We start from the raw sequence: 21,372 nt of genomic DNA, 5'->3' as shown, positions 1-21,372 counted from the left end.
CTGGGCTATTTGGAAAATAAAATGGAAATTAATGACCATGAAAAAGCGTCAGACAACAATAACAGATATCGCAAAAAAACTTCACATTTCTAAATCAACCGTTTCGAGGGCACTTCAAAATCATCCGAATGTAAGCCAGAAGACCCGAAAAGCCGTACTTGATTTGGCCAATGAGATGGACTATCGAAGGAACCTCCATGCGCTGAGTTTGTTGAACAGGAAAAGCAATACAATAGGCATTATTGTTCCGGAATTAATAGGTTCATATTTCCCTCAAATGATTATAAGTGCGCAAAAAGAGGCTATAAAAGCGGGATATAATATAATTATTAGCCAGTGCAATGAATGTTATAAAGATGAGGTTGAAAACGCAAAGCTTATGCTTGCATATCAAGTAGACGGCCTTCTGATTTCGCTAACTAAAGAAACCCGCAATTACGATCACCTTGAAATTTTTCTGAGAAAAGGGATTCCAGTGGTCTTTTTTAATAGAATATGTGAAAAAATGATTGTACCAAAGGTTATTGTGGATGATTATGAGGGAGCATTTCTAGCTGTAGAACATTTAATCGAAACAAATAAAAGGCGTATTGCTCATCTTGGCGGGCCGCCATCCCTTGCTATTAGTAGGCACAGATTAAATGGCTATAAAGATGCTTTAAAAAAGCATCAAATTCCAATTGACGAAGAACTGATTGTTTCCTTCGATTTATCCTTTGAAAAAATCAATATTTACTTACAATATTTTTTAAGCTTACAAAGTCCACCTGACGCAATTTTTGTAATTAACGATACCACTGCGATAGAAGTTATACAACTTCTCAAACGCAAAGGATTAAGAATACCAGAGGATGTTGCTGTGGTAGGCTTTAGTGATGATTATGCATCTGCGCTAATTGACCCGCCGCTTACAACAGTCGCACAACCCATTGAACTTATTGGAGCAACCGCTGCCAAAATGCTTATTGAACAAATAGATAGAGATGTGTCTGAATGGAAAGCTGTAACCAAAATGCTTAAAACTAACTTAGTGATTCGACAGTCTACAGTAAAACTGAAACATAATAATTAGTATAATACTTTTCGAAAACTGGACAGCTGCTTAAAGTGGCCATCGAATCTCACAGATCAGGGAGCAACAGACGATCCATGAACTGGCCGCCAAATACGAGGTCCATCCCACGCAGATCAACACATGGAACAACCGAGCGGGAAGGCGGGTTTCATTCCGATGAGCGGTCCCCATATGGAAAGCTACGGTCAAGGTAAATAATCTTCTAATGCAATTTTCAATCGCCTTAAAGCTATCGTCATTTGATTTTCTACGGTTTTAACGGCTACTCCCATTTTCTCAGCTATTTCTTTATTCGAAAGATATTGTTGCCTACTTAAAACAAATGCTTCACGGCATTTTTTGGGAAGCTCCGCTATTCCTTTTCTTAAAAGGTTGCTTATTTCTTGTTTAGCCAGACGATCTTCTGCCTCTTCAGTTCCACCAATTTCTTCCAAAGCACACTCATCCAGAACGACTTTCTTATTACATGCCTTGATTGCTGTAAGAACCCTGAATCTTACTGCCTGAAATAAATAGCTGCGTAAAGACTGAATATTAGATTCTTTTTTCCTAATCCATAGCTGTACCATGACTTCCTGAACAATATCTTTACTAAGATCAACATCTTTCAAGACACTGAAGGCATACAGATAAAGTTTAACTTCATAGTTTTTATAGATAGCATTAAACGCATTACGGTCTCCGTTACGTAGACGTAAGACCAAAGCCTCATCGTTTAAAACTTTTTCACTAATTTCAGTTGAAGATTTCATAATCTATCGCTTATAATCAACAATCTTACATGCAGCTTTTTACTCCTTTGCTTCACAAAGCAGTGCTTGAGTTTATAATATAGCGTAAACTGGTTTGTGTCTGCCAGTGGTTTATAATTTTGAGGTTTACTATTACGATGTGTTTAGTTTTCAAACCATTGTAAAGCTTGTGTATGTATTATAATTGGAATTGTTCTTTGTGTTTTTTTGTAATTTGACCCATAGATTTGCCGCTGAGAAATGCGGCTATCATTCAGTGAACCGGGTTCCTGCGCAGTTGCTGCAATTTGCTGACAGATACGAGCAGTCAAGGACATGCTTTCTTGGATCTCAGGGGAACATTGTCTCCTAGGGCTAAAACTTTCATGGACGTTTCTGTTGTTGAAAGCAACGTCAACATCGATCTGTGGACAGCGTTGACACCACCCAATAAGTTAATCGCTCGGGATCAAAAGTTAAAATGCCAAAGAACAAATTCTTATACTTTTTGATGATGCAACTTAACGCATCAATACTTGGGAACAAGTATAAATAATTGAACGTTTTTAAGCGTATATTAAAGAGTAGTTTTCAGCCTGGGAACGTTCCCTTATTGTGGGAACGTTCCCAAATTGATTGGAATTCTTTAGTTTTGAGTGTAGCTAGCTAGGGGAAAATTACATTTTGAGTTTATCAAGGTAATTCTTATCTTTCTCTCAGGTTTAGGTTGATAGCCCCTAATCCCATTGGGGCGGATTCCCGTTATCTTTTAGGTAACGGGTTTCTTTTTTTATCACTTCATTGTCTTTTTAACATATCTTAACAATCCTGCTGTAACAAAGCAGGGCCGGGGTGCGTTATATAATCAGTTAAGATTTGTCTTTTCATAATTTAGGTTTATAATTGGTTAGTTAGCAAGCCCCGATTCTCCCCGTTTCGGGGCCTTGCATTTTGCGGCTTCTATTGTGATATATACAATACTGCAATGCCGAGTTTTCGATTTTTGGACGCCGCGATCTCGGAAAATTACACCAGGCATAAGTCTATATCGCATTGGTTTAGCTAAAAGTGATAACCTAAGTGTTGAAGTTCAAAATCAGACCACTTCGAATGGGGGTTTACAAAAAATACTAAGAACGGTGGTTGATTGCTGACAATAAAAATTTTGTCAATCATTTTGACAATAAAAAATTTGTCGCCGATTCTCCTCGTTTCAGGGCTTTGTTTATTGGATATTCAGCTGGGTAGGAAAGTCCAGTCTATTTCATTAGTGACTTTATGGTGAGTAGAGATATCCTGCGATGCCGAGTTTTCGATTTTTGGGCGTAGCGGAAGTCTGGGGAGATTACACGAATAGAAGGATGTTCATATTGTGTACAGAAAAATTAAGTTATAGTGTATGGCCTGGTTTCATATTGATATAAATGAAGTTTCGTATAAGTTTGAAATACGCGATGATTGCCAAAACCGCACTTAAAACAGTAAGGATAGTTCTTGCTATGTGAATAATTTCCCAACGTATTAGTTCTGACGGAACTTCGTTAGGGTTCATTGTTTGATTTACAAACTGAAAATTGATAGGTAGAAAATATGCTAAAAGCATAATCAGAATAACGATGTTTGAAACATTTACCCAAAACCACAAACCCTTTCCGTCTTCTTTTCTTTTTCTGGCTGAAATATAAGCGTATATTGAAAGGATAAGCGGAATAATCTGCATTGGTAACATTGTAATCCCCACTCTTGCCCCATAATGATTAAACCAAAGCATTAGTTCGTTTGGGGCCAAAGAGTGCCAAAACGGAACAATGATAAACAGGATTGTGATACTGCCACCTGCAAAAAGTCCTAATAATGCGATTGTCGAAATGTAAACCAATGTATTTTTCATCTTGCCTTTTTGTTTTAGTTAATAGTGCAAAATTGACTATTTTGATGCAAACAGGTAAGGATTGACAGTTCCATTACTCGGACAAATCGTGCATCGGCTTTGAGCGGTATTCCTGTGGCGAAACGCCGATGATTTTTTTAAACAACCTACCGAAATAAGAGGGGTCGCTAAAGTTCAAATGATAGGCAATACCCGATATAGGTTCGGAAAAATCCTGTAGATATTTTTGGGATTGGATAATAATAAACTCCTGTGTAAACTGCTTGGCTGATTTGTTCCAAACATTTTGAATACAACGATTTAAATAGTTAGATGAAATATTTAGAAGCTCAGCATAATCGTTTATACTGTAATGCTCTGAATAGTGCTTATACACTAATTCCCTAAAAGAAATCGCAATATCAAACTGCCTCGACAAGCCTTTTTTCAGCTCCGAAGATTTTAAGAGCTTCAGTAATAACGATTGAAAAAGATAGAGGACAATTTGTTCATCAGGTTTTTGCGTTTCCAATTCCTGAATGATGAGTTTGCAAACCTGTTCCAAAAATTCACTGTCGTTGCTGTGTAGCTGAATGATTGGGGCGATAGTAAATAGCTTTATAAAGTAACTTTGGTCTTTGAACTGCTGTAATATTATATCATCAAAGGTGATGTAATAGCCTTTGACATTTTTCGACTGTCGCAATAGCGATGTTACTTCGCCTTGCATTACTAACAAAGCCTGATTTGCCGACACTTTCTTTATTTCATTTCCAACTCGCTGTTCAAAATTTCCGTTTGTAGGGAATACAATAAAATTGAAATTAGCTTTTAACAGCGGTGTCGGCGTGATGATGTTTTTAGTAAATAAATCATCTACATTATAGATTTGCACAAGCGTTTCTAAATACCGAAACTTATCAGGAAAATTCCTGATATATGTCTTTGTGAATTCTTTAAATGTGGTCTCGGTATTTTTCAATGTTAATCGCCTTAAAATAACGGTTTTATTATATCTAATTATGATTTGTGTAAAATTACAAAAACAAGTGTGCTATACCCTCCTTTGCATCTTCTTTTTCTTCATTCGTTTGGCAGATTTAATTTCATTCCCGCTTTTAGTCTGACCGCCTTTGCTGGAACCAACTCGTTCAGATTTAATAACTGGTTTGATCTCCCGGGATCGCTGGTGAAAAACATTGCTGCCAACATGACTCAGCCTATATTCCGCAAGAAAGCGTTGAAAACAGCTTATGAAATTGCGGCTTTAGAGCAGGAAAAATCGGTTACTCAATTCGGCCAGACCGTAATGGTGGCGGTCGGCGAAGTCTCTGATGCCTTAGCTGCTATTCGGCAAACAGAAAAGCGACTGCTGCTGGTAGAGCAAAAAAATCAATCGCTGACCAAGGCGTCGAACGATGCTGTACTACTCTATAAGAGCGCAATGGCCAATTACCTTGAAGTGATAACGGCACAGAGCAACGCTCTTCAAAACGAGTTGGATGCAATTTCTATTAAAAAAGAGAAATTGATTGCGGTAACCAATCTATATAGAGCTTTAGGCGGAGGAGCGGAAGACTGACGAATTCGGCTCATTGAAAAATCCATGGTCAATCATGCCGTTTAACACCAGCCGCATGTCGTCGGGATTGGCTAGACTCAATATGTTTTCCACTGTGGTGCCATCGCCTACCGGCCGGTCGGTGAACGCCATCGGCGGATATTTAGGTTTTGGTTAGCCTAAGGTTTGTAAATCAATACCTTTCTCTGTGTCTATTTTTTCGCTGTATGAAACCTGCCATTTCGTTATCCACATGCTCCTTTCGATAAGCAGAGATTGCATATAAACTAGCAATAACGCCAATTAGCCCGAAAATGAAGAGTGCTGTTTCCATCGCAGCTTAAGGTCATTGTTTTATTCCCCAATCTTATATCCCACCATCTCCCTGTCCGGCAGTAACGGCGGCCGTTTGATTTTATCGTTCAGTTCATCGAGGTACTGAAATACTAGTTCGATATTTTTATCTTGGTTATCAAGCGATCGTTTTATCTTCTCAATTTCTAGGCGGATGTCTGTTTCGCTCATTATGGCAGTCCGGAGCTGATTAAATATCCGCATGATTCGTATGTTGACTTGGATGGCTCGTTGGCTGTTGAGGACGCTCGATAGCATTAGTACCCCGTACTCAGTAAACGCAAAAGGCTCGTTTCGCCGACCTCCCCAACTTGCGGTCACAATTTGTGACCGCAAGTTGGCCCACTCCTCCTTAGTTAGTTGAAACATGAAATCGTTGGGAAAACGCTCAATATTGCGTCTTACAGACTGGTTCAACGCCTTAGTTTCTAACCCGTAAAGTGTTGCCAAGTCGCTGTCTATCATTACATTTAATCCTCTGATATGATAGATTTGATTCTGAACATCTGCCTCTAGTAATATAACTTCGGTTTGTGTTGATTCAGTTTTTGTCATAAGTTGGTCGTTTGGTCTTGAAGTCACAAATTGTGACCTCAAGATAGATAATCTACTTGAGGTAAATATAGGTGTTTAGTTTTTTACGTCCAATAATATAGATGAAAAATGCTAAAAAATTTACTTTTTTGATTTCGGGTTTATGAACGATACGATGGATACTATATCATTTCAACGTTATCGTATTCTTGCATCCGGGATAATTGGTACACCCCAAAAAGTCGCCGAACCTACCATTTCGTTTAATCACAAAGCCACTTTGACAACCCGGACATAACATACTGTCCGATAAAATTTCCACGTTTTTAAACGTCTGGTTACAACTGGGGTAGTGCGAGCATCCTAAAAATTGACTGCCATTAGAAGGGTTCTGCCTGATCACCAGTTTCCCGGTTTACAATATGGACACGCTGTGGCGTTCACAACCCCATCAGTCGCGGTTAATACATAATTGTTGTCTTTTAGCAGCTCTTCTACAAACAACGACGCCTCTGATGGAGCAAGCCACATAAAACAACCTGCGCTCCTCGGCAAACCGGTATGCTTCGTTATCACTTAGCAAAAGCGATAGGAGGGGGTCATCCGTCATTTTGTTGGGAAAGCCGAGCAAATGGTTGCTGAGTTTTAACACGATTATTAGCCGAATAAGAAGTTGTTGTAAAGATTAATCGTAAAAAGGTTCTTGCCGATTATCCCAAAAGAAATGTAGAATGATGCGAGTATTTGTTACCTCGTACAGGAATGAAGTGTACCGACTAATTAGGCCTAGCCGGATATGTTCCCCCAATTCACTTTTCTTAAAGAGATATGGTTGCTCCTTTAGTAGGAGAATCGTTTTTTCAGCTTCCCTGATAAATTTATCAGCGCGTCTCTTACCGAATTTTTCCGTGATGAATGCGTATAAAAATTGAAGGGATTTCTTGGCCTTGGGTGTATAATGAATTTCGAGACTCATTTTACATCTAGCATTTCTCGAATTGAAGTGAATGGCGTCAATTTGCCGGCTTGTGCTTCCAGCATCGACTCCTTCGTCCCATCCGCGACATATGTAGGTAAAGCTTCGTCTTCTTCGACAACGAAATTAATCTTAAGTAGCTTCAATACGGCTTCAACAGCAAGAAGTTGTTCCTTGTTTTCTGGTTGGACAATCAAAGTTTGCATGTTTGGACCATTCATTTTTGTAAAAATACGAAATAATTGCCAACTACAAAAATGTGATACGAGATTGCAGCGATTCCGAAATTGGCTTTCGGTTACCATCAATCCATCCAACTCTTTACGCAATTTCGGATTGCTTACCCAAAATGCCTCATCCACTGATTGTACACTTTTAAGTAAGTCGCCGGCGTAGAGGTCGCCTTCCGTTAACAGGTCTTTTTCTAAGAAATCAATAGCCAAAGGGATTAGGTAATTCAATGAAGCCCCTGTCCAATCATAAGGTTCTCATTCAAATTTAAAGAAATGCCCAAGCATATTCGGGAAGTTAGATATCGTTTCAAATTTAAGAAATACGCTCTTCGTTTTAGCACATTGGAAATCAAACCTTTTTTCCATAATTTTAGTGCAAGTTATGGAATACAAGTCATTGATCTGTTTTATCGCGGGAGTTGCCTTCCTGCTATTTTATGTCATACGTTATTCAAAGCGGCGCAAGATTCAACATTACGGAACAGCGACCAAAGGCAGAGTGGTCGAGATTGTTTCCGAAAGCCGTGCGGGGCGGGGGATATTCTATTATCCTATTATCCGTTTTACGCTTGCCGATGGCGAGCATGTGCGATACAAATATTCCGACGGAAGTATGCCGGCAGCATACAGGAAGGGCGATGAAGTGACAGTTTATTACCAATCGGATCGTCCTGAAGATTTCATTGTCGAAGGCCAGCAGCGTACGGATATCCTTTTTCTATTGCTTGGTTTGGTATTGATAGGAGGGGGCATCTATTTTCAATACACACCTGCCGGATGATTTTTCAGCTTTTCATACCTAACAAGCAGCAGCACTTTATCACCGTTGACGGGGTTGTCGTTGTCCTGTGGCTGGTGTATTTCACTATATTTTGGGGTTTTGAAGGTTTGCTTTTTTCCAAAGGCTCGCTAATCGGCATGGTATACGGTATATCCCTTGTTTGCGTCAGCCTGTTTTTGCTGATAGCCTTCCATTTCCGCTATGAGCCCTTGCGCGGCAAGCTGCAAGGCGACATCGTGCTTGCGGCCGATGGAATTCATGTAAACGATCACTATTATGCACTAACCGACATCACATCAATCGACTTTTTCGTCGGAGATTATTACGGCCATAATCCGCCGATGCGCCATACATTGAATCCCCGGTTGTCACAAGGCGTAAACAATTATATCAAGTTTACTGATGCCATTGGAAAGGAACATCAATATTATTTCAAGCTGTTCAGTGCAAACGGTTCCCAGGAACTTTATCCGATTATTAAGCAAGCTACCGTGCTTGGCAAAATGCCGTTGCTCCGCGGCCTGGAATTGCTAGGTATTAACGACTATGACGAGATACAACGTTTCAAGGCCGAACATTTTAAAGGATGAAGAGCGGACGATGATTAGCCTGGATCTATCTAAGACAGCGCCATTCTCCGATAATAGGAAGAGCCATTTGGAGCCATGTGTAAACGGCTGATTGCTTGAAACGTCAAAGCACAGTCCATCAATTGGCAATCCCGACCAAAAGAAACACCGTGCTTAAATACATCCACAATAAGCTAAACATCACATGCACGGTTGTTTCGAACACCTTCCCACGCCAGAGCTCTGAGGCGTACCCAAAAAACTGGATCAACAGCCGGATTAGCCAAAAAACACCCAATCCCAAGGAAATTGTCTTGCCCAAGCTGGTTGTGATAAGGTCCTCCGCATGCATTACGCATAGCAAGCCCATCATGAAAACGGTCAGCGCAATGAAGAATACATGTACCAGCATCATTTGCCGATTAATCAGGTTCAGCGGTCTCAGCGCTTCCCGCCAGTTGAAATACCTGGGAAAAAATAAATGGATGAAAGCCAATGTCATCAATAGGACGCCCGTGATTTTAAGATGCAGAGCCATGTTTTTCCAGTATAAATGTCCGTATAAAGGGTGTCGACCTGATTTCCTGCTTTACGTTCAAACCTGCCGCCCGAAACGTCTGTAGCCACGATGTTCGTGGGTAAAAATGGAAAAAACCTATCGAAAACGCCAAGAAATTGTTCAAGTCGCGCAGATGTTCGGTTACGGCCACGTTTCCCGTAGTCGAGATTATCCGGTTAATTTCCCTGAAAAACCGTATCCGCTCCCCGCGGTCGCGGATTTCGTGAGCAGCAAGCATCACCACCACCAGATCAAACGCTCCATCAGAAAAAGGCAGATTATCCGTTGCTGCCGGAATGGTTTTTCTATCGGGCGGATAGGCTTTTCTTGCCCGTTTGATCGAAACCTCGGTATGCGTTTCGGAATTATAGAAATCGCAGATCGTCACGGCCGATTCGCCATACTTTTGCTTAAGTATTCCGCTCGTTTCGTCGAATCCCGAATGGATATTCAGAATATGCGGCTGGCCTTCTGGTATGCTGATACAATCAAGCCATCTCATCCGGTAAAGGCCGGAAAGATCGTAAATGTAAAAAGACACCATCAACGAAACAATAATGATTAAAGTAGCTAAGGTAATGGCAATTATTACTAAGTGCTGAATGCCGTTCGGGAAGACACCTGTCCATATCCATGCCGTAGCAATGGCCATACCGGCCATTGCGTAGAAATGCCAGTTGAAACGGACGATGTTTGCCACGCCCTGGTACGCTTTCCGCTTTATATCCATTTCTCTACTCTTCCTTTTTTCCAGTGGTAGGGGATATTCGAAACCTCAAAGGCGCTTGCCAATACCGCATCCGACAAGTGTAGCTGGTCGAAGAACCCCACTGAGTAACTGTTGACCATAACTGGGACAGGCTTCCAGCTTTTCCTCACACCTTCAACGATCACCACCTCCTTTTTTGTCTTATCGTAGCCAAACGTATATGGCATAGGGCCGGCGAACTTCCGTGCTTCCTTCCAATCGGCAAAAGGAGAATCGGCAGGTAGCGGCACGTCCTCGGGGCAATGCTCAATAGCAATCTCAAATGCCGATTTACGTGAACGTACCGTTCTCGATTTGTCGTCTACCATGACGCTTATATCCGTGGTCGAGTACGTATAGTGCGTAAAGATATTTCCGAGGAAGGTCATTTGATGGCTATCTGTTTCGGACTGGAGGATGTACAACCCCCGTAGATGTTTTCCGGAACTGGTCCGGTATCGGACAAAGATTCGGTAGCCGATTAAGAAAAAATCGTTGCCCATCCATTCCGGAAAACCAGCAGGCCGCAGGTTCTTTGTTTGCACCATGGCAACCGCAAGGAAGGCCCATTCGTTCCGCAGTAGGTCTAATTCGAGGCATTCGGGAATTACGCCAGCCACTTGTGCTTTTGGGATAGCAAATGTTAACACCAGCGAATGCTCGAAGAACGCATTAACAGCAAACGGATGGTTTTTAAATGTCATTTCTAAGCACGAATTCCCAATAATAAATAAGCCCGATGAATAACACCGCGAATAGCACATTTATCCGGCCCCAAAGCAGCAAGTCGGGTGCCATGAAAAATTCCAGTATATTCATGGATGCCACAAGTACCATTTGAACAATGGCATTAGATCTCGGTACCCACCTTGTTAGTATCCATACTGCCATCCCCATCTCAGCCGTCCCGATCAGTATGGTCAGCGGTTTGGCGAAATCATCACCCAAAATTCGGGCTACGATCTGTTCGTGCCTCGGCACCAAGCCCAGTACTTTACAAGCAAGGCCGTTTGCCAGCCATATTGCAGCGATGAAATACGTGAGTATGCGGTGTACTGTCAAGGGATAACGGTTAATGTAGCGAGGTCCTTTTGCTTCAGCTGTGCAATTGCGAGCTTGTTACTAACTGCAAAAGTAGGGAAACTTCGGAAAATTTGGGCACTCACGAAATAAACGTTTCGCTTTCCCGTTATTAAAACAGGTTTAGGTTGATAGCCCCTAATCCCATTGGGGCGGATTCCCGTTATCTTTCAGGTAACGGGTTTCTTTTTATCACGCTATTGTCTTTTTAACATAGCTTTAACAATCCAAATGTAACAAAGCGGGGTCTGGGTGCGTTATATAGTCAGTTAGTAAAATTTGTCTTTTCATCTGTTCGTTGATTTGATTTTTTAATGGTCAGATGGAGCCTTTGATGATTTAAATAATTCTTATCCCTTCGTGATTTAATAACTATTTAAATCATGTCGGGTTCATAATTTAGGTTTATAATTGGTTAGTTAGCAAGCCCCGATTCTCCCCGTTTCGGGGCTTTGCATTTTGCCGCTTTTATGGCGTATAACGCAACGTTTTTCAATTGTGCGCGTAGCTGAACTCTGGGAAGATTACAAATTTAGGGTACGATTATCAAAACGGTTTACGGTGGTCTTTTTATGAGTTATCCCAGCTTCAATAAAACATGATCAGGTTATACTTTCTTAGCCCGAAAAAGAAAGCTAAAAATTCAGTATTTTGAAACGTTTCTTTATCTTAGCATCGTAAACCAATCAATAACCGAGGTTAGCCATCGATGAAATAGCCAAAACACCATCATCCTATTGCCTATGAATTATCCTTTAGAAGAACTAGATAGCGGCTCGTTTGAAAAGTTAATCAATACCATATGCCAGAATCTGCTCGGCATTGGGGGTCGTCTCTTTTCCCGAGGGAAAAGACGTTTGAATATGGAAAACGCCAAATTGGACTCGATAAACTTTTGCTGTTTCGATAAGAGACGGAAACTACACTCAACCAATATTATGCAATTGATATGATAGAAAAGTCGTCCAGAAATCCATGGCTTCTTGTCAAAGCTATCGGCTTTCGCTCGGTTACAATATTCTTTATCCTTTATATTTTTCCGTTCCCATTGACACTGATTTCGGCCTTTGAGCCAATTACACAACTATATTCAGACGGTTGTAAATCACTTGTGGTTTGGGTAGCTGATCATGTCTTGCTCCTGTCAAAACCTATTGTTTTGTTTGACAGCGATATCGGAGATAAGGTTTTTGATTTCGTTTTCCTATTCACGGTGACCTTAATTTCACTTTTGACCGCAACGATATGGAGTATTTTGGACAGAAAAAATGCTAAGCATGAAATCGTACGGCACTGGCTCCTGGTGATAGTCAGGTATTATCTGGCGACGGCTATGGTATTCTACGGAACAGCAAAGATATTTCATTTGCAAATGCCACCACCAACTTTGTTCGAATTGGTGCAGCCGTTCGGCGACAAAACCCCTATGGGATTAGCCTGGTCCTATATTGGATTTTCGGCAGGCTTCAGCGCTTTTGTAGGTTGGGTAGAATTGCTTGGCGGCTTGTTACTTTTTTTCAGGAAGACAAGCACACTCGGTGCGCTAGTTGTTGCGACGGTAATGCTCAATGTAGTAGTGATGAACTTAGCGTTTGAAATACCGGTAAAACTTTACTCTTCGCTACTGCTTTTAATGGCAATATTCCTGATACAGCCCGACATGGACCGTTTAACGCGTGTATTACTCTTGAATAAGCTTGCACAACCGAGGCTATATCGGGAGTACTTAATTGCAAGATGGCAGCGAATTACAGCATTAGTTGTCAAAATTGTTTTTATCGCATCCGTGTTGATTGGGAATATAGCAAGCTGTTTTGAACGGGTACAGAAGCATGGTAAAAATCGAGCGGTGTCGCCTTTGTACGGGATCTACGACACAGAGCGATTTATTTTAAACGGCGATACTCTCGCACCGATAACGACTGACAGTAAGCGTTGGCAGCAGCTAATTATGGATTTTCCAGACCATGCCCATATTAAATTTATGAACGATTCTGTAGTATATTGCCCAATACAGTGGAACATCCGAGACAGAAAAATCGTGCTTTCTCCAGGACACCCTAATGAAAAATCAATATTTGCGTATAAACGGCTTTTAAAGTCCCTCCAACTCGAAGGGACGATTGGTTCTGATTCAGTGAAGATTACCTTACGCGAACGTGATCTAAAATCCTTCAATTTGATAAATACGGAATTCCGTTGGATACAGGAGTATTAAAAACACGTGCTCCGCGGTATGGCACACCGGTCGTTGGCTTATACACCGAAAGACCGATCGCTCGTTGCGCTCTTAGAACTTCCAGCCTTCGTGGCGCCAGCGGAAGCTGAGGCGCTCAACATCATGCGCCTGGATTTACAGCGGCTGACGGCCTTGTTTCGTCATACCCGCTATGGGCGGTTGGCAATGTACGACGAGCATGAAGTAACTAAGTTACAACGTAAACTTGGGAATGCGTTGGATACACTTAAATATTCTGGGTTACTTGGGTTCGTCCTGTCGCCCTTTAACCCGAAACACCACTTCTTTATAATGATCCTTTTTTTTCGCAGTAAACCAATGTATTACCCTGCCAAAGCCCGCCCTTCACTTGCTAATTTAAACAGTTATAACGAATATTGCAAACTAAAATAATTAGTAATACGAAGATAGGGATGGGACGTCACGTGGTACATTGCGATCTGGATACGTTCTTCGTATCGGTAGAGCGGCTGCTGAACAGCAGCCTGGTGGGCAGGCCGGTGTTGATCGGGGGCGGCAGCGACAGGGGGGTAGTGGCCTCGTGCAGTTACGAGGCCCGGCGGTTCGGCATCCACAGCGCCATGCCCATGCGGCTGGCCCTGCGGCTGTGCCCCGAGGCGGTGGTGGTGCGGGGCGACCACGACCTGTACAGCCGCTACTCGGGCATCGTCACCGAAATCATCGAGGAGGTCACCCCCGTGGTCGAGAAGGCCAGCATCGACGAGCACTACCTCGATATCACCGGCATGGACCGCTACTTCGGCTGCTGGAAATGGACACAGGAATTGCGGCAACGCATCATCAAAGAAACCGGGCTGCCCATCTCGTTCGGCCTGTCGGTCAACAAAACGGTGAGCAAGATCGCCACCGGCGAGGCCAAGCCCTGCGGCGAAAGGGAAGTGCAGGGCGGTGCCGAGCGGCCCTTCCTCGCCCCGCTGTCCATCCGCAAAATCCCCATGGTGGGCGAGAAGTCCTATACGCTGCTGCGCAACATGGGCATCCACCGCATCGGCACGGTGCAGCAGATGGAAGCGCCCACCATGCGGCGCGTGCTCGGCGAAAACGGCGTCACCATCTGGCGCAGGGCCAACGGGCTGGACGATGCACCCGTGGTGCCCTTCCGCGAGCAGAAGTCCATGAGCAAAGAGACTACCTTCCAGCAGGATACCATCGATGTAGATATGCTGCGGCGGGTGCTCGCCGGCATGGTCGATGCCCTGGCGTTCGAACTGCGGCGCGAAAAGAAGCTCACCGGCTGCGTCACCCTCAAGATACGGTACAGCAATTTCGATACCCACACCCAGCAGCTGCGCATCCCGTACACCAACTCCGACCGCACGCTTACCGCCAGGGTCGGCGAGCTGTTCAAAAAGCTTTACAGCCGCCGCATGCTCATCCGGCTCATCGGGGTCAGGTTCTCGCACCTCATCCACGGTGCCTACCAGGTAGACCTGTTCAACGACACGCTCGAAGAGGTGAGCCTCATGCAGGCGATGGACCGCATCCGGCTGCGCTACGGCACGGAGGCCATCGTGAAGGGCATCTGCCTGCCCGATGGGATGCCGGCCAAACCGACGAAAGGAGGGCGCCGTGCTGCTCAACGTCCATAGTTATTATTCGCTCCGGTACGGCACGCTCTCGCTGGATGACCTCATCCACGGCATGATGCACCATGGATACGACACGGCCGTGCTCACCGACATCAACACCACCACCGGGTCGCTTGATTTCCTGAGACAGGCCCGAGCGGCGGGGCTCACCGCCCTGGCGGGGATGGAATTCCGCAACGGCGACGCGCTGCTGTACATCGGCATCGCGCGCAACAACGACGGCTTCCGTGCGCTCAACGAATTCCGTACGCGCCACAACCGCGATGGAAGGCCGCTGCCCACGCGGCCCCCCGAACTGGGCGATACCTTCGTCGTGTACCCCTACGGGGCGGTGCCACCCGCAGATCTCCGCGATAACGAATACATCGGCATCCGTCCGCACCACCGCAACCGCATCCGCATGGAGCCCGCCGCCCACCTGGAGCGGTATGTCATCCTCGCGCCCGTCACCTTCGCCCCGCAGGATTACAGGCTGCACCGGCAGCTGCGCGCCATCGACCACAACCTGCTCTATTCGCAGCTGGAGCCGCAGATGGTGGCCCCGGAAGACGAGGTGTTCATTCCCCGTACGCAGCTCATGGCGCTGTACCGTGATTTTCCGCAGCTCATCCGCAACACCAACCGGCTGCTGGGGCAGTGCAGCTTCGAGTTCGACTTCCATACGATGAAAAACAAGCAGACCTTCACCGGCAACCGCTACAACGACCGGCAGCTGCTCATCAAGTACACCAACGACGGCCTGGCCCGCCGGTACGGAAAAAACGACAGGGAGGCCCATACGCGCGTAGCGCGCGAGCTGGAAATCATCGAGCAGCTCAATTTTTCCAGCTACTTTCTCATCACGGATGATATCTGCCGGTACGCCCGCGGCCGCGATTTCCACTACGTAGGGCGGGGCAGCGGCGCCAATAGCGCTGTTGCCTATTGCCTGGGCATCACCGATGTCGATCCCATCGCGCTGCACCTGCCCTTCGAGCGCTTCCTCAACCCCAAGCGGCAGTCGCCCCCCGATTTCGATATCGACTTCAGCTGGAACGAGCGCGACGAGATGTACGACTACATCTTCAACCGCTACCAGTCGGGCCACACCGCCCTGATGGGTGCCATGGGCACGTTCCGCAGCCGCAGCATCCTGCGCGAGCTGGGCAAGGTGTACGGCCTGCCCAAGGGCGATATCGATAGGCTTGTCAACGAGCCCGAACACCTGCTCAACAAGAACGAGGTCACCAATACCATCCTGTCGGTATACAACCGCATGGCCGACTTCCCCAACCAGCGCACCATCCACGCCAGCGGCGTGCTCATTTCCGAGCTGCCGCTCACCCACTATTCGGCCATGGACTACCCGCCCAAGGGGCTGCCCACCATGCAGTTCGACATGTACGTGGCCGAAGATATCGGCTTCGAGAAGTTCGACATCCTCAGCCAGCGGGGCATCGGCCACATCAAGGACTGCCGCGAAATCGTGCAGCAGAACCGCGGCGAGACCATCAGCACCGACAATCCCAAGCGGTTCTTCACCGACCCGCGGGTCGCCGCCCAGCTCAAAAGCGCCAACACCATCGGCTGCTTCTACATCGAGAGCCCCGCCATGCGGCAGCTGCTCACCAAGCTGCGGTGCGGCGATTACCTCACGCTGGTGGCCGCCTCGTCCATCATCCGGCCCGGCGTGGCCAGCAGCGGCATGATGGCCGAGTACATCCGCCGTCACCACGACCCCGCCGCGGTCACCTACCCGCACCCCGTGTTCCGGGAGCAGCTGGCGGAAACCTACGGCGTGATGGTGTACCAGGAAGACGTGATGAAAATCGCCAACGCCTACGGCGGGCTCGATATGGCCGATGCCGACGTCTTAAGGCGCATGATGAGCGGCAAGTACCGCAGCCGGGACCACCTCATTGAGATCGAGGATAAGTTTTTCAGCAACTGCCGGGCACGCGGCTACGACGAGCAGGTCAGCCGCGAAATCTGGCGGCAGATGGAAAGCTTCGCCGGCTACAGCTTCAACAAGGCCCACTCGGCCAGCTTCGCCGTGGAGAGTTACCAGAGTCTTTACCTTAAAACCTATTTCCCCAAGGAGTTCATGGTGGCCGTGCTCAACAACTACGGCGGCTTCTACAACCGCAAGGTGTACGTCAACGAGGCCAAAAGGGCAGGGGCGAAGGTTCACCTGCCCTGCGTAAACCGCAGCGGCTACCAGGCCACCATCTGCGGCAGCGACATCCACCTCGGCTTCGACTGCCTCCTCAATCTGGAGGAGGGGTTGGCCCGTACCATCCCCGAAGAGCGGCAGCGGAACGGCGACTACACCGGCCTGGAGAATTTCACCCGGCGCACCGGCGCCATGCTGGAGCAGCTCGTCATCCTCATCCGCACGGGTGCGCTGCGATTCACCGGTACGGGCAAGAAAGAGCTGCTGTGGGAAGCCCACCTGCTGCTGTCGTCCGATAAGCGCGCGGGCCGGGCGGCCGGCCCGGCCTTGTTCGAGTCGTTCAGCACCAAGCTCGTCCTGCCCCCGCTGGAGACCTCACCGGTGGAGGACCTCTACGACGAGATGGAGCTCATCGGCTTTGCCGTATCGGGCAGCCTGTTTGATCTGGCCCGGAGCGACTACCGCGGCGACGTCATGGCGGCCGATCTCCTGCAGCACGAGGGCAAAACGGTGCGCATGGTGGGCGATTTCGTGGCCGAGAAGACCGTCAAGACCAAGCGCGGTGACTTCATGAAGTTCGGCACTTTCTTCGATGCCGAAGGGGCGTTCTTCGATACGGTGCACTTCCCGCAGACGCTGCAGCGCTATGCCCTTCGCGGCGCGGGGCTGTACCTCATCGAGGGCAAGGTCGTCGTCGAGTTCGGCTGCCCCTCGCTGGAGGTAACCCGCTGCGGCAGGATGCCGCTGAAGAATGATCCACGGAGTGAATGATGCTTTGTATATTTGTTTGTCTGTAATGCAAATAGCCCATGTACAACCCCTTCGTTCCGTTCACCGATGCCGTTCTCAGGCAAGCCCTCCAAGAGGGTGCCTACCTCTTCGTCATTCAACGGTTCAATTGGCCGCTGGTGGAGAAGGGCAAAGGGTTCATGGTCACGGTGTATAAAGATACGGACGGGGCTTAAGTCTCTACGCTCTTTCCTATCAATAATATTTGGGCGTAAAACCACAACGGATCAATTATTCAGAAAATATGCAGTTTGTAGGGAGGATACATTTGGGTAGCAGCATTTTATTGAGAATCGGTGGCGGCGTTTAGGTGATAATCAAACTTACCAAGACTATCACGGCTTTGAGGATATCACCAATTACTTTTCTTTGTCAGCTCGTTAATGGTTTGTTTTACCGTCGGACGGGGTTTTGTTTCTTCAGATTTTAGCTGCTCATTAGTCACTTCAATTATCCAGTTGTCGAAGTCTGCAAAAAAACCAAGCATTGAGTTAGTTACGTCGTAATTTATCTTAACTTCTAAATTATCAACCTTTTCAATTAAATGAGCTATTTGTTTGTGTCGAATTGGAAGGTACCACCTAACATTGGGTTCGTTTTGCCAATTGGCATAATTCACCACAAGTACTTCGGCATTTTCGAAGTCTTTTTTTGTCGGTTTATTTTGTTGGTTCATTCTTGTCGAGGCGATAAGGTTATATCCGTATTCACTGTCTTTAATCGCTTCCAGAACAACTGCGCCACCATAATTTCCATTTTGGAGTTTAAAGGTCAGGCAATCACCTTTCTCAAAAACTGGTTGACGAATTGTTTTCTTTTTTCTCTTCCTTGCCCTTGGTCTTTCGGTTGTTAGGTCTGCTAAAAATTTATCAAGTACAATTTTGCGCTTCTTAATATCTTTTTCGCCTGCTTCAAGTCGTCTCCAAACTTCAAGGTCAGCGCCTGTTTTAATAATAGTTTTTACTCGCTCAAATAGCTCTTTGTCAAGCTGCTTACATTCCCATTGTGCTTTTGCCAATGCGAACCAAAAATTGTTACTATCGTCTTTGTCCTTTATTATTTCTTGGTTGTCAGTAAGTAGTTTTTTTGAAATCTCTGCAATGTCAAGTCCCTCATTGTAAAGGTCGAAAAACTCACCATAAATGTCCGCGTAAGTGTCGTTAGATGATATTGCTGTTCCCCAAGCTCCCATGTTTTTCTGCGTCGTGTTTTTTAGCTAATTTTTGTCTTTTCCTTCCCCAATCTTATAGCCCACCATCTCCCTATCCGGTAACAGTGGCGGTCGCTTAATCTTATCGTTCAACTCATCGAGGTAGTGAAATACTAACTCAATATTTTTGTCGTGGTTATCAAGCGATCGTTTTATCTTTTCAATTTCGAGGCGGATATCAGTTTCGCTCATGATAGCTGTTCGGAGTTGGTTAAATATCCGCATGATCCGTATGTTGACTTGGATGGCTCGTTGGCTGTTGAGGACACTTGATAGCATTAGTACCCCGTACTCAGTAAACACAAAGGGCTCGTTTCGCCGACCTCCCCAACTTGCGGTCACAATTTGTGACCGCAAGTTAGCCCACTCTTCCTTAGTCAATTGAAACATGAAATCGTTGGGAAATCGCTCAATATTACGTCTTACGGCTTGGTTCAGTGCCTTGGTTTCTAATTCGTAAAGTGTGGCCAAGTCACTGTCTATCATTACGTTTAATCCTCTGATGTTGTAAATCTGGTTTTGAACATCCGCCTCTAGCAATATAACTTCGGTTTGTGTTGATTCAGTTTTTGTCATAAGTTGGTTGTTTAGTCTTGAGGTCACAAATTGTGACCTCAAGACGGATAATCTACTTGAGGTAAATATAGGTGTTTAGTTTTTGACGTCCAATAATATAGATAGTCCCGCTGTAACAAAGTGGGGCCGGAATGCGTCACCCCGATCCGCCCGTTTCGGGGCTTTGCCTTTTAGGATTTTATAGCGAATGCAGATTACACTGCAATGTCGGCTGCTTACTCTATTATCTCAAAGTGATTCAGCCACTCTTTTTCGACGTCAAACCCACCGTCTTTGTTTCTATTGATGAAAATCGCATGCTGAGTCTTATCCAAAAGTACGGTATCCGGAATGAAGTCGTTGTCGTAAGGTCTTTTGCTGAAAACGATTAAACTGTCTTTCAGCTTATACCGGCCATGGTAGGTTGTTGCGTATCCAAACATGCCATAAACCTGGTTTTCCACCCGGCCGTTTTTGCGGAATACGAGTTTATAATGAAAAAGGTCATCTTTCAAAATAGCCGTCATCACCCGTTTGGACTTCAGCAAATCCGATTCGGCAACATTTAATAGGATAACGAGTGATATCACGGCTCCGTGAGCGATCAGTTTCGTCTTGCTCGTTGCTTTTCCATTTCTAATTAGCGAGATCAGCGTCTCAATAAATGATACAACGTACAAAATGATGATAGGCACAATGATGAACCCGTAAGCGAGAAGGAACAATACCATTCCTCCAAAATAGCTGGTGATTATCCAGCCGATCATCCCGATAGCGGATAGTCCCGCTAGCATATCGAAGCCTACAGGTTTTTTATGGGTTTCTGGTGCGGTCGCCATCTTCAATGGAGTTGCATAAATACCAATAGATTCCTTGTTGAATGCGATTCCCCCATCTCCGCATCCAGCGGTCGATCCTGTAGGGCAGATTTCTTAAGCATTCCAAACATCATCAAGGTTATGGAGTAAAGGTAAGGAAACCGAATTATTATGTCTGCAAAAAGATTATCTTTGATTTAGCTCAATCTCCGCCTGGTGGAACTCACCAATGGAGGCGAGTCATGGCGACTAAGTATCATTACTAAACGTATGTTAAAGTAACCTAGAAACCTGTGGTTTATTGTGCTGATTCTCCTTTCTATAGCAGAAGCTTTGAATCAATTTTTCGTGTCATTTTCCGGAGTAACCGATAGCAATACGAAGATACTTTTGCGTGTCGTGGATGCACTTGTCGGAATGGCATTACTTTTGGGTTTTGCTGCAGTACCCGCCGCATTGTCAGCGTTTGTCCCTTTACGGAATAAAACATACAGCGCCAAATTCCGTTATCTTTTGCCGCTTATTTCATGTGTGCTGGGATTGTTGCTATGTGCTTTTAATGGCTATCGGCTTTGTCTTAAGTCAAAAGGCGAATACATTGAGGTTCATAGGTAATATAGTCCACCTGTATAAAGGGCGTTTGTGTTTACATTTCAACCGGGTAGCGTATTCAATCAAGAATCCGTTCATACGTCAGCGCGTTTCCGGTCTTCGATATCGAAATCCGGTCCCAAGTAGGTGTATACCCCTTTTTGTTCGGTTGATAGAACTCGTAGATGTAATTCCATTTGTCTTGATAATTTGCGGTGAATGATGTGTCCTCATGTATCCGGCCTACCAAGTACATATTTTCTGATTAACTGATCGGCTGTAGTTTTACGCCCACAAATAATATGATTATGAAGGAGCGTAGAGAGTACATGTTTAC

25 protein-coding genes are annotated in these 21,372 nt (G+C 45.4%); 9 read left to right on the top strand and 16 right to left on the bottom strand.

Features of this window, described 5'->3' with window-relative positions; all coding sequences use genetic code 11:
- Positions 1–37: 37 nt before the first annotated feature.
- On the top strand, positions 38–1,072 hold the full coding sequence (locus ACFOET_RS08765; RefSeq protein WP_379021660.1) for a LacI family DNA-binding transcriptional regulator: 1,035 nt from the start codon (positions 38–40) through the stop codon (positions 1,070–1,072).
- Between the two features lie 188 nt (positions 1,073–1,260).
- Here the strand turns inward: ACFOET_RS08765 and ACFOET_RS08760 are convergent, their stop codons facing one another.
- From ACFOET_RS08760 to ACFOET_RS08750, 3 genes are all read right to left on the bottom strand, one after another.
- Positions 1,261–1,827, bottom strand: a complete 567-nt coding sequence (locus tag ACFOET_RS08760) for an RNA polymerase sigma factor (protein ID WP_379021658.1) — start codon at positions 1,825–1,827, stop codon at positions 1,261–1,263.
- 1,369 nt (positions 1,828–3,196) lie between these two features.
- The gene (locus tag ACFOET_RS08755; protein WP_379021656.1) at positions 3,197–3,697 is read right to left on the bottom strand and encodes a hypothetical protein; all 501 of its coding nucleotides are present in this window, start codon (positions 3,695–3,697) and stop codon (positions 3,197–3,199) included.
- A gap of 73 nt (positions 3,698–3,770) precedes the next feature.
- Positions 3,771–4,658 carry a helix-turn-helix domain-containing protein gene (locus ACFOET_RS08750; RefSeq protein WP_379021654.1) on the bottom strand — a complete coding sequence of 296 codons (888 nt, stop codon included), beginning with the start codon at positions 4,656–4,658 and terminating at the stop codon, positions 3,771–3,773.
- Between the two features lie 45 nt (positions 4,659–4,703).
- On the opposite strand from ACFOET_RS08750, the gene ACFOET_RS08745 reads away from it, so the two are divergent.
- On the top strand, positions 4,704–5,258 hold the full coding sequence (locus ACFOET_RS08745; RefSeq protein WP_379021652.1) for a TolC family protein: 555 nt from the start codon (positions 4,704–4,706) through the stop codon (positions 5,256–5,258).
- On the opposite strand, the gene ACFOET_RS08740 is transcribed toward ACFOET_RS08745, so the two are convergent.
- The 5 genes from ACFOET_RS08740 to ACFOET_RS08720 all read right to left on the bottom strand — a co-directional run bounded on the left by ACFOET_RS08740 (position 5,235) and on the right by ACFOET_RS08720 (position 7,562).
- Positions 5,235–5,390, bottom strand: a complete 156-nt coding sequence (locus ACFOET_RS08740) for a hypothetical protein (RefSeq protein ID WP_379021650.1) — start codon at positions 5,388–5,390, stop codon at positions 5,235–5,237. The genes ACFOET_RS08745 and ACFOET_RS08740 overlap by 24 nt on opposite strands.
- 201 nt (positions 5,391–5,591) lie before the next feature.
- Positions 5,592–6,056 (bottom strand): ORF6N domain-containing protein, encoded by a 465-nt coding sequence (locus ACFOET_RS08735; protein WP_379021648.1) that lies wholly within the window; start codon positions 6,054–6,056, stop codon positions 5,592–5,594.
- Between the two features lie 256 nt (positions 6,057–6,312).
- Positions 6,313–6,528: a topoisomerase DNA-binding C4 zinc finger domain-containing protein gene (locus tag ACFOET_RS08730; RefSeq protein ID WP_379021646.1), complete on the bottom strand. Its 216-nt coding sequence runs from the start codon at positions 6,526–6,528 to the stop codon at positions 6,313–6,315.
- A gap of 282 nt (positions 6,529–6,810) precedes the next feature.
- Positions 6,811–7,101, bottom strand: a complete 291-nt coding sequence (locus ACFOET_RS08725; protein WP_379021644.1) for a type II toxin-antitoxin system RelE/ParE family toxin — start codon at positions 7,099–7,101, stop codon at positions 6,811–6,813.
- The gene (locus ACFOET_RS08720) at positions 7,098–7,562 is read right to left on the bottom strand and encodes a contact-dependent growth inhibition system immunity protein (protein ID WP_379021642.1); all 465 of its coding nucleotides are present in this window, start codon (positions 7,560–7,562) and stop codon (positions 7,098–7,100) included. The genes ACFOET_RS08725 and ACFOET_RS08720 overlap by 4 nt, the downstream gene beginning before the upstream one ends.
- Positions 7,563–7,716: 154 nt before the next feature.
- On the opposite strand from ACFOET_RS08720, the gene ACFOET_RS08715 reads away from it, so the two are divergent.
- Both ACFOET_RS08715 and ACFOET_RS08710 read left to right on the top strand, forming a co-directional pair.
- Complete coding sequence (locus ACFOET_RS08715; protein WP_379021641.1) at positions 7,717–8,115, top strand: DUF3592 domain-containing protein; 399 nt, start codon at positions 7,717–7,719, stop codon at positions 8,113–8,115.
- Positions 8,112–8,705 carry a hypothetical protein gene (locus tag ACFOET_RS08710; RefSeq protein WP_379021639.1) on the top strand — a complete coding sequence of 198 codons (594 nt, stop codon included), beginning with the start codon at positions 8,112–8,114 and terminating at the stop codon, positions 8,703–8,705. Before ACFOET_RS08715 ends, ACFOET_RS08710 begins: the two co-directional genes overlap by 4 nt.
- A 118-nt stretch (positions 8,706–8,823) precedes the next feature.
- Here ACFOET_RS08710 and ACFOET_RS08705 read toward each other — a convergent pair whose 3' ends face one another.
- Genes ACFOET_RS08705 through ACFOET_RS08690 form a run of 4 tightly spaced genes read right to left on the bottom strand, consistent with a single transcriptional unit; the run spans position 8,824 to position 11,053 of the window.
- The gene (locus tag ACFOET_RS08705; RefSeq protein WP_379021637.1) at positions 8,824–9,222 is read right to left on the bottom strand and encodes a hypothetical protein; all 399 of its coding nucleotides are present in this window, start codon (positions 9,220–9,222) and stop codon (positions 8,824–8,826) included.
- Complete coding sequence (locus tag ACFOET_RS08700) at positions 9,206–9,973, bottom strand: class I SAM-dependent methyltransferase (RefSeq protein WP_379021635.1); 768 nt, start codon at positions 9,971–9,973, stop codon at positions 9,206–9,208. Before ACFOET_RS08700 ends, ACFOET_RS08705 begins: the two co-directional genes overlap by 17 nt.
- Positions 9,964–10,695 carry a DUF2071 domain-containing protein gene (locus ACFOET_RS08695; protein ID WP_379021633.1) on the bottom strand — a complete coding sequence of 244 codons (732 nt, stop codon included), beginning with the start codon at positions 10,693–10,695 and terminating at the stop codon, positions 9,964–9,966. The genes ACFOET_RS08700 and ACFOET_RS08695 overlap by 10 nt, the downstream gene beginning before the upstream one ends.
- Complete coding sequence (locus ACFOET_RS08690) at positions 10,685–11,053, bottom strand: DoxX-like family protein (protein WP_379021631.1); 369 nt, start codon at positions 11,051–11,053, stop codon at positions 10,685–10,687. Before ACFOET_RS08690 ends, ACFOET_RS08695 begins: the two co-directional genes overlap by 11 nt.
- Positions 11,054–12,020: 967 nt before the next feature.
- Between ACFOET_RS08690 and ACFOET_RS08685 the strand changes: the two genes are divergently transcribed.
- From ACFOET_RS08685 to ACFOET_RS08665, 5 genes are read left to right on the top strand one after another with little or no spacing between them, the layout of a single operon-like run.
- Positions 12,021–13,289: a hypothetical protein gene (locus tag ACFOET_RS08685; RefSeq protein WP_379021629.1), complete on the top strand. Its 1,269-nt coding sequence runs from the start codon at positions 12,021–12,023 to the stop codon at positions 13,287–13,289.
- An 18-nt stretch (positions 13,290–13,307) separates the two neighbouring features.
- Entirely contained in the window at positions 13,308–13,703 is a 396-nt protein-coding gene (locus tag ACFOET_RS08680) for a hypothetical protein (RefSeq protein ID WP_379021627.1), read from the top strand.
- Between the two features lie 20 nt (positions 13,704–13,723).
- Positions 13,724–14,920: a DNA polymerase IV gene (dinB, locus tag ACFOET_RS08675; RefSeq protein ID WP_379021625.1), complete on the top strand. Its 1,197-nt coding sequence runs from the start codon at positions 13,724–13,726 to the stop codon at positions 14,918–14,920.
- Entirely contained in the window at positions 14,901–17,843 is a 2,943-nt protein-coding gene (locus ACFOET_RS08670) for a DNA polymerase III subunit alpha (RefSeq protein ID WP_379021623.1), read from the top strand. Before dinB ends, ACFOET_RS08670 begins: the two co-directional genes overlap by 20 nt.
- A 38-nt stretch (positions 17,844–17,881) precedes the next feature.
- Positions 17,882–18,037, top strand: a complete 156-nt coding sequence (locus ACFOET_RS08665) for a hypothetical protein (RefSeq protein WP_379021621.1) — start codon at positions 17,882–17,884, stop codon at positions 18,035–18,037.
- A gap of 176 nt (positions 18,038–18,213) precedes the next feature.
- Here the strand turns inward: ACFOET_RS08665 and ACFOET_RS08660 are convergent, their stop codons facing one another.
- The 4 genes from ACFOET_RS08660 to ACFOET_RS08645 all read right to left on the bottom strand — a co-directional run bounded on the left by ACFOET_RS08660 (position 18,214) and on the right by ACFOET_RS08645 (position 21,291).
- Complete coding sequence (locus tag ACFOET_RS08660) at positions 18,214–19,053, bottom strand: hypothetical protein (protein ID WP_379021619.1); 840 nt, start codon at positions 19,051–19,053, stop codon at positions 18,214–18,216.
- A 24-nt stretch (positions 19,054–19,077) separates the two neighbouring features.
- Positions 19,078–19,647 carry an ORF6N domain-containing protein gene (locus ACFOET_RS08655; RefSeq protein WP_379021617.1) on the bottom strand — a complete coding sequence of 190 codons (570 nt, stop codon included), beginning with the start codon at positions 19,645–19,647 and terminating at the stop codon, positions 19,078–19,080.
- A 215-nt stretch (positions 19,648–19,862) separates the two neighbouring features.
- Positions 19,863–20,465, bottom strand: coding sequence for a hypothetical protein (locus tag ACFOET_RS08650; RefSeq protein WP_379021615.1), 603 nt, complete (start codon positions 20,463–20,465; stop codon positions 19,863–19,865).
- Positions 20,466–21,114: 649 nt separating this feature from the next.
- Positions 21,115–21,291, bottom strand: a complete 177-nt coding sequence (locus ACFOET_RS08645; RefSeq protein WP_379021613.1) for a hypothetical protein — start codon at positions 21,289–21,291, stop codon at positions 21,115–21,117.
- Positions 21,292–21,372 lie beyond the last annotated feature (81 nt).

Origin of the sequence: Parapedobacter deserti (assembly GCF_042646065.1) — a bacterium.
GTDB lineage: Bacteria > Bacteroidota > Bacteroidia > Sphingobacteriales > Sphingobacteriaceae > Parapedobacter > Parapedobacter deserti.
The sequence above is the reverse complement of the archived record's forward strand: the minus strand, read 5'-3'. Positions and strand labels throughout refer to the sequence as shown.